Below are 10,869 nucleotides of genomic sequence, written 5' to 3' on the forward strand. Positions count from 1 at the left end.
CATCGCAGGCAAGCCAGCTCCCACACAAGCCAGCTCCCACAGGGTGCAGCGGTGTTCTCAGGGGGGGTTACCGCACCAGACACGGCTGCTTGTTGTTGAACGTCCATCCCGCAATCAAAAACTGCATCGCCACGCTGTCATCCCGCGCACCCAGGCCCATGCCTTTGTACAGCTCATGGGCCCTGGCCACGGCGTCCATGTCGATGTCCACTCCCAGCCCGGGCTTGCTCGGCACCTTCACATAGCCGCCTTCGATTTTCAGCGGTTCCCGGGTCAGGCGCTGGCCGTCCTGCCAGATCCAGTGGGTGTCGATGGCCGTGATATCGCCCGGTGCGGCGGCGGCGACCTGGGTGAACATCGCCAGGGAAATATCGAAGTGGTTGTTGGAGTGCGAGCCCCACGTCAGGCCCCACTCATGGCACATCTGCGCGACACGTACCGAGCCCTGCATCGTCCAGAAGTGCGGGTCGGCCAGTGGGATGTCCACCGATTGCAACTGGATCGCGTGGCCCATCTCGCGCCAGTCGGTGGCGATCATGTTGGTGGCGGTTTTCAGGCCGGTGGCGCGGCGGAATTCGGCCATGACTTCGCGGCCGGAGTAGCCATTTTCCGCACCGCACGGGTCTTCGGCGTAGGCGAGCACGTGGTGCTGGTCGCGGCACAGGCGGATGGCTTCTTTCAATGACCACGCGCCGTTCGGGTCGAGGGTGATGCGCGCATCGGGGAAGCGCTCGGCCAGGGCGGTGACGGCTTCGATTTCGGCGTCGCCGCTCAACACGCCGCCTTTGAGTTTGAAGTCGTTGAAGCCGTACTTGGCCTTGGCGGCTTCGGCCAGGCGCACCACCGCTTCGACGGTGAGTGCCTTCTCGTGGCGCAGGCGGAACCAATCATCATCGGCGTCGGCTTCGTTGCGGTAGGCCAGGTCGGTGGCGTTGCGGTCGCCGACGTAGAACAGATAGCCGAGCATTTTTACTGCATCGCGCTGCTGCCCTTCGCCGAGCAAGGCGGCCACGGGCACTTCCAGGAACTGCCCCAGCAGGTCAAGCAGCGCCGCCTCCATGGCGGTGACGGCATGAATGGTGATGCGCAGGTCAAAGGTCTGCAGGCCGCGCCCGGCCGAGTCCCGCGAGGCAAAGGTGCTGCGCATCTGGTTGAGGATGCGCTGGTACTGGCCGATGGGCTGGCCGATCACCAGGCTGCGGGCGTCTTCCAGGGTTTCGCGGATGCGTTCGCCGCCGGGCACTTCGCCGACGCCGGTGTGGCCGCTGCTGTCCTTGAGGATGACGATATTGCGCGTGAAATACGGGCCGTGGGCGCCGCTGAGATTGAGCAGCATGCTGTCGTGGCCGGCGACGGGAATGACTTGAAAGTGTGTGACGACAGGCGTGTTCATGGCAGGTTCCTATTCAGACTCAGAGAGGTTTGCTGATGGCAGCGCCCGTGGGCACGGCGCTCGGTGCCGCTAGCACGGCAGAGGGCGAAGTCTTGGCAAAAAACACCAGGATCGCGGCAAGCACCGAGGTGCCGGCCAGGCCGTAGAGGCCGCCCTGGATCGAGCCGGTGGTTTGTTCCAGGAAGCCAAAGGTGGTCGGCGCGACAAAGCCGCCCAGGTTGCCGATGGAGTTGATCAACGCGATCACCGCCGCCGCGATGCGCACATCCAGGTAGCCCTGGGGGATCGGCCAGAACAGCGACGACGCCGACTTGAAGCCGATGGCCGCAAAGCAGATCGCCACAAAGGCAAACACCGGCCCGCCGGTGGTGGACATGAACATGCCTGCCGCCGCAATCAACAACGCCGCCGCGACCCAGGCCTGCTGGAACTTGAACTTGCTCGACAGCGACGCGAAGGCGTACATGGCGATGATCGAGATCAGCCACGGGATCGAGTTGAAGAAACCCACCTGCACATCACTCAGGTCGCCCATCTTCTTGATGATGCTCGGCAGCCAGAAGGTGGCGGCGTAGATCGTCAGTTGGATGCAGAAGTACAGGGCGCAGAACAGCAGGATCTGGCGATCCTTGAGCAGCTTGCCGATGGTTGGTTTGATCGTCGTCAGCGCTTCACGCTCGCGCTGTTCGCGGTCGATGGCGCCGACCAGCGCGTCCTGTTCCTCGCGGGTCATCCATGTGGCGTCGTGGGGCTTGGAATCCAGCCAGAACCACACAAAGAACCCCAGCGCCACTGACGCCAGGCCTTCGATGGCGAACATCCACTGCCAACCGTGCAAGCCGAAGCCTTCGATCTGCAACAGTGCGCCCGACAACGGCCCGGAAATCAGCGACGCAACCGCCGAGCCACTGAGGAAAATCGCGATGGCCTTGCCGCGCTCGGCAGCGGGCAGCCAGCGGGTGAAGTAGTAGATCACGCCGGGGAAGAAACCCGCCTCGGCCACGCCCAGCAGGAAGCGCAGGATATAGAAGTGGGTTTCGTTCTGGATGAACGCCATCAGCGTGGCGACGATGCCCCAGGTGAACATGATTCGGGTCAGCCAGATCCGTGCGCCGACCTTTTGCAGCAACATGTTGGAGGGGACTTCGAAGAGCGCGTAGCCAATGAAGAACAGCCCGGCACCGAAGCCGTACGCCGCCGCGCCGATGCCCAGGTCGTGTTCCATGTGCGTGCGCACAAAGCCGATATTGACCCGGTCGATGTAGTTGAGGATGAACATGATCACGAACAGTGGGAGCACATGGCCCTTCACTTTGCTCACGGCGCGCGTGAGGGTGGAATCATTTTCGGGTGTGGCAGATGCATGGTTTGAATTGTTCACAATTCAAAACTCCCCCTGATTATTTTTATGCGGGTTTGCGTGTTTTGTTGATAGACATCATACAAGTTGATTTCTGCGATCTGCAATGCGGTGGTGGGCTATTTTGTTCTTATAAGGCCAGGGTAGGAGTGCTTGTTTTGGTTATTTATCCTGTTTTTATTAGGGTTTTATCGGATTTTAGCAGGCGGGCGCACCGTCGGTGGACCTTAGGTATGAAAGCCGGTGTGGATGGCTTTAAGGTTGGTTGTCATACAAGTTGGGCGCTTTTTCAATCAGCACAGCGTCCCTGCTGGGCAGGGTGTTAAGCTCCCTTCCAGCCCAACCCCGTGGACCCGTAACGATGCCCATTGAAAGCGCGTCTCCCGTGCGCAAACGCTCCAGCAACCTCGCCCAAGGTGTGGTTGAAGCGCTGACCCAGCGCATCCTGCTCGGGCAGTTGCAGCCCGGTGAAAAACTGCCGTCCGAATCCACCATCGTTGCCGAGCATGGCGTCAGCCGCACGGTGGTGCGCGAGGCGCTGTCCAAGTTGCAAGCGTCGGGGTTGGTGGAGACGCGTCACGGCATCGGCACCTTTGTACTGGCGCCGCAAGCGCAATCCGGGCTGCGCCTGCATGTGGACACACTCGCCAGCGTGCGCAACATGCTGGAGTTGCGCCTGGGCCTGGAGGTGCAGGCCGTGGCGCTCGCCGCCCAACGCCGCAGCGACGCGCAACTGGCGCGCATGCGCGAGGTGCTGGGCGACTACCAGGCCTCCCTGGCCAACAACGACAGCTGCGTGGAAGCAGACAAACGCTTCCACCAGTTGATCGCCGAAGCCACCGGCAACACCTTCTTCAGCGAAATCATGCTGCACCTGGGCAATGCGATGATTCCGCGCACGCAGGTCAAGGCCGCCGAACGCGGTGGCGCGGACTTCGCCCAATTGGGGCAACTGGCACACCTGGAGCATGAGGCGATCTTCAACGCGATCAAGCGCCAGGACCCAGACGCTGCACGCGCCGCGATGGTGCTGCACTTGACCAACAGCCGCGATCGTTTTTCGGGAGAGTAGGGCAGTTGAACGAATACACTTTATCCGCGCGCCTGGAGCGCGTGGCGGCGAACGTGCCCCTGGGCGCGCGCTTGGCCGATATCGGTTCCGACCACGGCTACTTGCCAGTGGCCTTGCTGCGCCGTGGCGCGATCAGCGCGGCGGTGGCCGGCGAAGTGGCGACCACGCCGTTTCATGCCGCCCAACGCACGGTGCATGACAACGGCCTGGAGCAGCACATCACGGTGCGCCTGGCCAACGGCCTGGCGGCCATCGAAGCGCAAGACCGCATCAGCGCCATCAGCATGTGCGGCATGGGCGGCGAGACCATCCGCGACATCCTCGACAGCGGCAAGGCCCACCTCAGCGGCCACGAGCGCCTGATCCTGCAACCCAACGGCGGCGAGCAACCGCTGCGCCAGTGGCTGATGGACAACGGCTACGCCATCCTTGCCGAAGAGCTGCTGCACGAAAACCGCTTCTACTACGAAATCATCGTTGCCGAGCGCAGCGAGCCGGTGCAGTACAGTGCCGAGCAACTGTACTTTGGCCCGCTGCAAATGCAGGCGCGCAGCCCGGCATTTTTGGCCAAATGGCAACGCATGCTGCGCCAGAAACAGAAGACCCTGGCCAGCCTTGAACAGGCCCGCCAGGCAGTACCCGAGGCGACGCTGCAAGAGATCGCCCAACAGGCCCGCTGGATCACCGCGCTGCTGGCCTGACAGACCTTTGATCAACAAGGATTCCCGCTATGGCAGACGCCACCGACCAAGCTTTTTATGACCGCGCAGACGCGCATATCGAACTGTCCAACGCGCAGCTCAAGGCTGAGGAAAACCTCGGCCAGGTCAGCGCCTCGATGATGTTTGGCACCACCCGCTTCAATGCCTGGGCCAGTGCGCGCAACTTCAAGTCCGGCGCGGAAATGGCCGAGGCACGGGAGGCGATGTTGAAGTATTTCTGCGATCAGTACCGGATGATGCTTGAGGATAATCTGGATGATCACATCAACAATTTCGACCGGTACAAGACGGGCAAATAAGCCCTCAGGGTTGCTGTCAGGGCGCGAAGTCTGACGGCTCCGGTTCGGCAGTGGGCGGTTTGACGGGGGCGTGGGCCAGTGGGCTGATCAGGTTGGTGTATTCCTCAATGATGCGATTGATCGCCTCCGGTGGCTCGCAGGCCTTGAATTCGATGCGGATCTGCACTTCATCGGGATCACGCTCCTGGCCTTCGCGCTTGGTGGTGCCAAAGGTCACGAAAAACTTCTCGCTGTGCAGGTCGCCGTTTTCCAGATCGTGGCTGGCCTTTTGCACTTCGGTGCTGTGCATTTTTACCGACAGGTCTACGTCCATTTTGTGCAGGGCCAACCCCTTGGGGGCCACCAGCGCGATCAGCGGCACGGTGATGGTATGGCCCTCTGTCAGGGCGATATCGACCATCTTGGCCTTCATCGGTGTGCCCAGGTCTTCAACGTTGTAATCGAAGAATTGGTCGAACAAGGCGATGTACTGCTGGGCGATCAGGTTGTGCGTGGCCGCTGCTGCCTGGTGCAACCCGCGGGTGATGTGGCTCAAGTCACTGGCCGACATGGGTTCCTTGGGGCGTGAGAAAAATGCCATGGTGGATTCCTTTCAGGTCGAGTGGGTTGCCCCGCCGTGAGGCGGGGCGGGTTGGGGTAGTCGGGTTTGCCTGCCGGTTTGGTTTCGGGTTTCGTTTCTGGTTTGGCGTCGGATTTGCTGTCAGGCAAAGGCAGCACGCCGGCTTTTGGCAGTTCCGTTAGGCTGCTGGCGGTGGCGTTCGGCAAGGTGACCGGTTTGGTGGCGGCATCGGTGAGAAAGTCGATGACGCGCATCAGGGCTTCCGGTGGCTCCAGGCGCGCGATCTTGGTTTTGATTTCGTAACGTGCACGGGTATCGGTCTTGCGGGTCTGTGTTGATTTGTGGCTGGCGGAACCCTTCACGGAAACGCTGAACGGGCCCCATCCCAGTGAGGAGCTGAAGCTGCCGGACGCACTGGTAGTGCTGGAGTCCTGAGCTGATTGAGTGATGGTCAGATCAAACTCGATGCTCCCATCTTGGATGGCGATGTTGGGGTGGCTGATGGCGGCCAGCAGTGGAATGCGCATGGTCTTGCTGACCGTGCCCTTGTAGACGCCTTGCTCATCGACCAGGGTTTCGTCGTAGTCGAACTGCACCGAAACGGCCTTGCCGTCCTGGATGCACACCCCCATGAGGAAGTCCGCATAGGCTTTGCTCGCGGCGACTTGCGCCTGGATCATTGCCATCAGCGGGCCGGCGATCATCTTGTCCAGGGGAAGGGCCGCGATCACGCTTCCAATGAGACCTTTATCAATATCTGCCATGTCTAATTTCCTTATCGTGAGTGCGCGAAAGTGCGCAACTTCAATCTATCCATGCTGAACTTTCTGATTCAGTAGGAAGTAATTACCGATGAGGACAAGTTTCCTGACGCCGGATATTGGCGATTTGCCGCAGGCTCAGCCCATACTTCTCGGCCAATGCACTTCGCGATAGGCCATTGGAAATACCCATTTGAATATGTTGATTACGGATCTGCCGAAAAAAATGGTCGGACTTCGGTATTTCCAGAGCAATACCCGCGAAATCATTTATCAGCGCCTGCAGTGATTCCGCTGACAAGATCAACGCCAACGAAGTGCGTTGAACCTGTTTTGGAATGTATTTAGGGCGGCCGCCATACACGCACGTCAGGCGGAAAGCATCTTCCAGACCGATACAGGCAACCAACACCTGGAGGGAGTGGGGGAGTTGGTGGACATCAATGTGTTCCAGGTCTATCGGTTCCATCGGTCTTACCTCCTTGGCGTGAGTGCTGGTCAGAGCTTAGGAAGTAATGAACGTCGATAAGCAGTAGGAAACTTTACCTATGAAAGTAGGGAAGTTTTACCTTCTGAAGATGATGTTGCCTGAGTGATCGACTGAGGTTTCCTAAACCAAGAGGGAACCATCCATGTCCAGTCACTCGATTGATATGGCATTCATTGCCAGGCTCGAAGGTGGGCCGGCCACACGCGGTTATGTGCCGGACCCGGAACACAGTCGGAGCGGGGTCACCATCGGCACCGGCTTTGATCTGGGGCAGCAGAAAAACCTGGATATGCTGCCCAAAGACCTTGCTGAGCGGCTTGCGCCTTACCTTGGCCTGATCGGTGCGAAGGCCGTAGCACGCCTGCAAACACTACCGCTGAACGTCAGTGCGGACGATGCATGCAGGATTGACGAGGCTTACAAGGCACCCTTTATCGCGCGCTTGAGCAGCGACTACAGCAAAGCGGCCGCACGCCCGTTTGACGTTTTGCCGGCAGCGATGCAGACGGTGATTGCTTCGGTTGCCTTCCAATATGGCAACCTCGCCATCCGCACGCCGAAGTTCTGGGCGCAAGTGGTGGCGGGGGACTGGAAGGCCGCAGAAAGTAATTTGCGTAATTTTGGTGACCGCTATTCCACGCGCCGTTGCAAGGAAGCGGATTTATTGGCAAGGGCGTTGTAACAGTAGAGATACAGCCACCCGAGATAACCTCGGGTGGCTGTTTGCATCATGGGCAGGGTGTGGCCAGTAATAAACTGACGTTTTTCATCTTCTCGGCATCATCCACGGCAGTTCCGTTGGGTAGGGAGCGCCAGTCGACGTCGATGCACACTGCCGTGACAGCGACCTTTTGGACGACACCCACGTTCGTTGCAAAGTCATAACGGTAGGCTGCGCGGGTAGCGGCAAAGGGCCTGACACTGGTTGCTCTAGTTAGTGCAGCAGACACTATGTCGGGAACGCTCGACATCGGTACGGTGAAATGACTGGGGGATTGTTGATTGAAGTAACCGGCCGAACGTGTGTTTTTCCATAACTGCTGCCACTGAAAGTTTCCGGCATGGGCAGTCAGTGTCACGGCATAGTCTTTCAGTGTCTGGGGTTCAACTTCTTCAGTGTTCAATGCGTGTGCGGGGGTGGCTAACAAATAAAGTGCGGCCAGTGCAGCGGCGGTCAAAAAACGACGGTCCATGATCAACTCCTTTTTCCTGGGTGATGAAAAAGCCTGTTCGAAAACAGGCTTTTTGCCTTGCAGCATCAGTAATAGCTCAATAGATTCCTTCTACGAGGTACTGCCAGCTATCGGCGTTGGTGATAACACTGTTGAGATCACCGTCATGTTGCTGCGCCTGCCGCACCAATCGCAGGCAGGCGGCGCGCCCGTCAGCGTTGTCGTCGGTGCCCAGCACATCGTTGAAATGACTGACTTCATGAATCAAGGTACCGGCGCGCGAGTCATTACCGTACGTTGGAGCGTCGAAGAAGGGATGCGCCAAAGTGATGGAATGTGCGGCGCCGCGCAGGGTGACATCGACCTCGGCGTACCAGTCGGTGTGCGAGTTTGTGCTGGCGTCGAAAACGATCTGGTCTTGATGAATGCCCGCCAACGCCGCGTGGATCACGCCTAGGCGTCGGGCCAACTCGCGCAGGTCCATAGGGTGGTTGACACCCATCCAGACCTGCGCGACAGCAGCATTGCCCGCATTCAGTTGGCCGATGGTGTAGTTGAGCGAGCGCAGTGCAGCCCAGCGTGCTGCACGGTAGGTTCTTGCTTCGGAGCTGGTCAGTTGACGAGGCATGATGAATCTCCAGTGGTGTTAGGAGATTTCAGTTTGCGCGGGCGCAAAAGGCCTGATCAGCAGGAAGTGATTCCGCTGTAGGTGTGCCATGCGCCATTAGTTACAGATGCGCCCTCGACACTGAGTGCTTTTGCCCCATTTTCGCGCACGGGGTGTGCACTTTTAGCGTGCCACCCCGCCTGTTTCCTACGTCCTGCCCCCGGCCCGTATCTTGCTAGAGCCAAGCTAATCAATGACATGGCGTTTTGCCGTTAGTCATTTCAAGGCTTTGCCCAGCGGTGCACCGCCTGGGTCGTTTTTGGGGAGTGGTCGGACATGCACAGCCTTTTATCACCCGGTATCCGCCTGCTCGGCCGTTTTGGTTTTGCGCGCAAGTTCCAGATCCTGTTCCTCCTGTTCATGCTGCCCCTGGCCGGCAGCCTGTGGATGATCGGGCAGGACTATCGCGCCAAACTGGCGGTGATCTCCAGCGAGCAGTCCGGCGTTCGCCAACTGCTGGCCCTGGATGCGCTGGACGGCCAATTGACCGCCCAGCGCAACCTGGCCGCGCGCTGGAAAGCCGCCGACATCCTGCACGCACCCACCCCGGCGGCGAAGGCGGCGATGGACAAGGTCGATGCCAATTACCCGCTGCTGTTGCAAAGCCTGCAAACCCTGGGCGAATCACTGAAGGCCCAGCACGCCAGCGCCGACATCCTCGCCCGCTTCGAGACCTTGCAGGCCGCGATCAAGGGCATGGACTCCCAATCCCTGCGCACCGTGGGCTGGTGGCCGGACGGCTATGACCGCTTCACCGCGGCCCTGACCGCCATGCAGACCCTGCGTGAGCAGGTGATCCTGGACACCGGTCTGATCCTCGATCCCTGGCTGGAAACCTACCTGCTGATGCAGATTTCCACCCAGCACACCCCCGACCTGATCGAGCGTGTCGGGCGCATGGCCAGTGTGGGGCAATCGTCCATCGCGTCCGGGCAGTTCACCTTGCAAAGCCGCTTGCAGATGCGCGACCTGCGTGGCCGCATCGGCGATGCGCGCGAGCAGTTGGTCAAGGCCGCCGCGTCGCTCAAGGCCAAGCAGTACGCGGGCATGGAGGCGTGGACCGCGCAGTATGACAACAGCCTGCAAACCCTCGACAACCAGCTCAACGTCCTCGACGACGGGGTGTTCGGCGGCACCATCAAGCTCGACACGGCGGCCTTCGAAGGCAGTGTCGATGCCATGCTTGGCAGCCTGGGCGCGCTGCGCAACCAGTCGCTGAGGTCCCTGGACGCGCGCCTCGGCCACTACCACGATCGTTCCCTCCAGCAGATCGTGCCCGTCGCAGCGACATTCAGCCTGCTGGCGCTGGCGGCGCTGTACCTGTTCATGTGCCTGCAAGCCTCGATCCAGCGCAGCGCCAGTGGCATCACCACGCTGGCGGAGTCGCTGCGTGACGGCAACCTCTGTGTGGAAGTGGCGGTGCAAGGGCGTGACGAACTGGCGGCCATCAGCACCGCGTTGAACGTCGCCGTGGTGCAGTTGCGCACCAGCTTGCTGGGGGTCAATCACGAGACGCAGCAGCTGGGCTCGGCGGTGCTCACCCTCAATGCGCAATCGGGCAGCACCCTCAACGAAGTCGAAGACCAGCAACAACAAATCAGCCAGATTGCCGCCGCTGCCACCCAACTGGCCGCGACGTCCCTGGGCGTCGCCCGCAGTTGCGAACAAGCGTCGGGCAGCGCGCAGCAGACCCGGCGCATCGCCGAAGACAGCAGCCGCGACAGCCAGCGCACCACGGCGAGCATCCAGCAACTCAACGGGCGCCTGACCGACACCGCCAACGCCCTGGAGCAAGTCAGTCAGCAGGGCCAGCAGATTCAATCGGTGGTGGACACCATTCGCGGCATCGCCGAACAGACCAACCTGCTGGCGCTCAACGCGGCCATCGAAGCCGCCCGCGCCGGCGAGCAGGGGCGTGGCTTCGCCGTGGTGGCGGACGAAGTGCGCAGCCTGTCGCAACGCACCCAGGCCTCCACCGCGCAGATCGCCGGCACCGTGGACAGCCTGCGCGCGACGGTGAGCCAGGCGGTCACCCTGATGGGCGCCGCGTGCGAACAAGCGCTGACGGACGCGGCGTCGGTCACCGGGCTCGGCACCCGCCTGGGCGAGATCGCCGGCGCGGTGCAGAACGTTACCGACACCCTGGCGCAGATCGCCACGGCCGTTGAAGAACAGGCCGCGACGGCGGACGAAGTGAGCGGCAATATCCAGCAAGTGGACCAGGCGGCGGGGCGTTTGCTTGATGGTGCGCGAGCGGTGAACCGTGCGGCGGATACCCTGAGCAAGGGCAGCCAGGCCCTGAGTGATAACACCGCGCGATTCCGGCTGGTGTGATTCCCTGTGGGAGCTGGCTTGCCTGCGATGGCGGCAGCAT

11 protein-coding genes and 1 pseudogene are annotated in these 10,869 nt (G+C 60.8%); 5 read left to right on the forward strand and 7 right to left on the reverse strand.

Annotated elements, in window-relative coordinates:
* Window positions 1-67 precede the first annotated feature (67 nt).
* Complete coding sequence (gene gudD, locus B348_RS0104655) at window positions 68-1,393, reverse strand: glucarate dehydratase (protein ID WP_017734990.1); 1,326 nt, start codon at window positions 1,391-1,393, stop codon at window positions 68-70.
* 19 nt (window positions 1,394-1,412) lie between these two features.
* Window positions 1,413-2,774, reverse strand: a complete 1,362-nt coding sequence (locus B348_RS0104660) for an MFS transporter (RefSeq protein ID WP_026136561.1) — start codon at window positions 2,772-2,774, stop codon at window positions 1,413-1,415.
* 340 nt (window positions 2,775-3,114) lie between these two features.
* Between B348_RS0104660 and B348_RS0104665 the strand changes: the two genes are divergently transcribed.
* From B348_RS0104665 to B348_RS0104675, 3 genes are read left to right on the forward strand one after another with little or no spacing between them, the layout of a single operon-like run.
* Entirely contained in the window at window positions 3,115-3,825 is a 711-nt protein-coding gene (locus B348_RS0104665) for a FadR/GntR family transcriptional regulator (protein WP_026136562.1), read from the forward strand.
* Window positions 3,826-3,830: 5 nt separating this feature from the next.
* Entirely contained in the window at window positions 3,831-4,526 is a 696-nt protein-coding gene (locus B348_RS0104670; RefSeq protein WP_017734993.1) for a tRNA (adenine(22)-N(1))-methyltransferase TrmK, read from the forward strand.
* A 29-nt stretch (window positions 4,527-4,555) separates the two neighbouring features.
* A complete protein-coding gene (locus B348_RS0104675) occupies window positions 4,556-4,846 on the forward strand; it encodes a DUF3144 domain-containing protein (protein WP_017734994.1) in 291 nt (96 codons plus the stop codon).
* Window positions 4,847-4,862: 16 nt separating this feature from the next.
* Here B348_RS0104675 and B348_RS0104680 read toward each other — a convergent pair whose 3' ends face one another.
* From B348_RS0104680 to B348_RS0104690, 3 genes and pseudogenes are all read right to left on the reverse strand, one after another.
* The gene (locus B348_RS0104680) at window positions 4,863-5,426 is read right to left on the reverse strand and encodes a DUF2589 domain-containing protein (RefSeq protein WP_026136563.1); all 564 of its coding nucleotides are present in this window, start codon (window positions 5,424-5,426) and stop codon (window positions 4,863-4,865) included.
* Window positions 5,427-5,604: 178 nt separating this feature from the next.
* A pseudogene (locus tag B348_RS0104685) lies at window positions 5,605-6,169 on the reverse strand (DUF2589 domain-containing protein); the annotation flags it as partial.
* 82 nt (window positions 6,170-6,251) lie between these two features.
* On the reverse strand, window positions 6,252-6,635 hold the full coding sequence (locus B348_RS0104690; RefSeq protein ID WP_017734997.1) for a Mor transcription activator family protein: 384 nt from the start codon (window positions 6,633-6,635) through the stop codon (window positions 6,252-6,254).
* A gap of 163 nt (window positions 6,636-6,798) precedes the next feature.
* Between B348_RS0104690 and B348_RS0104695 the strand changes: the two genes are divergently transcribed.
* Window positions 6,799-7,338, forward strand: a complete 540-nt coding sequence (locus tag B348_RS0104695) for a pesticin C-terminus-like muramidase (RefSeq protein WP_026136564.1) — start codon at window positions 6,799-6,801, stop codon at window positions 7,336-7,338.
* A gap of 46 nt (window positions 7,339-7,384) precedes the next feature.
* Here the strand turns inward: B348_RS0104695 and B348_RS0104700 are convergent, their stop codons facing one another.
* Both B348_RS0104700 and B348_RS0104705 read right to left on the reverse strand, forming a co-directional pair.
* Window positions 7,385-7,849: a hypothetical protein gene (locus B348_RS0104700; protein ID WP_026136565.1), complete on the reverse strand. Its 465-nt coding sequence runs from the start codon at window positions 7,847-7,849 to the stop codon at window positions 7,385-7,387.
* 76 nt (window positions 7,850-7,925) lie between these two features.
* Window positions 7,926-8,456, reverse strand: a complete 531-nt coding sequence (locus tag B348_RS0104705; protein ID WP_017735000.1) for a M35 family metallo-endopeptidase — start codon at window positions 8,454-8,456, stop codon at window positions 7,926-7,928.
* A 1,365-nt stretch (window positions 8,457-9,821) separates the two neighbouring features.
* Between B348_RS0104705 and B348_RS1000000132150 the strand changes: the two genes are divergently transcribed.
* The gene (locus B348_RS1000000132150; protein ID WP_371105852.1) at window positions 9,822-10,829 is read left to right on the forward strand and encodes a methyl-accepting chemotaxis protein; all 1,008 of its coding nucleotides are present in this window, start codon (window positions 9,822-9,824) and stop codon (window positions 10,827-10,829) included.
* Window positions 10,830-10,869: the final 40 nt, after the last annotated feature.

It is taken from the genome of Pseudomonas sp. CBZ-4 (assembly GCF_000346755.1).
GTDB lineage: Bacteria > Pseudomonadota > Gammaproteobacteria > Pseudomonadales > Pseudomonadaceae > Aquipseudomonas.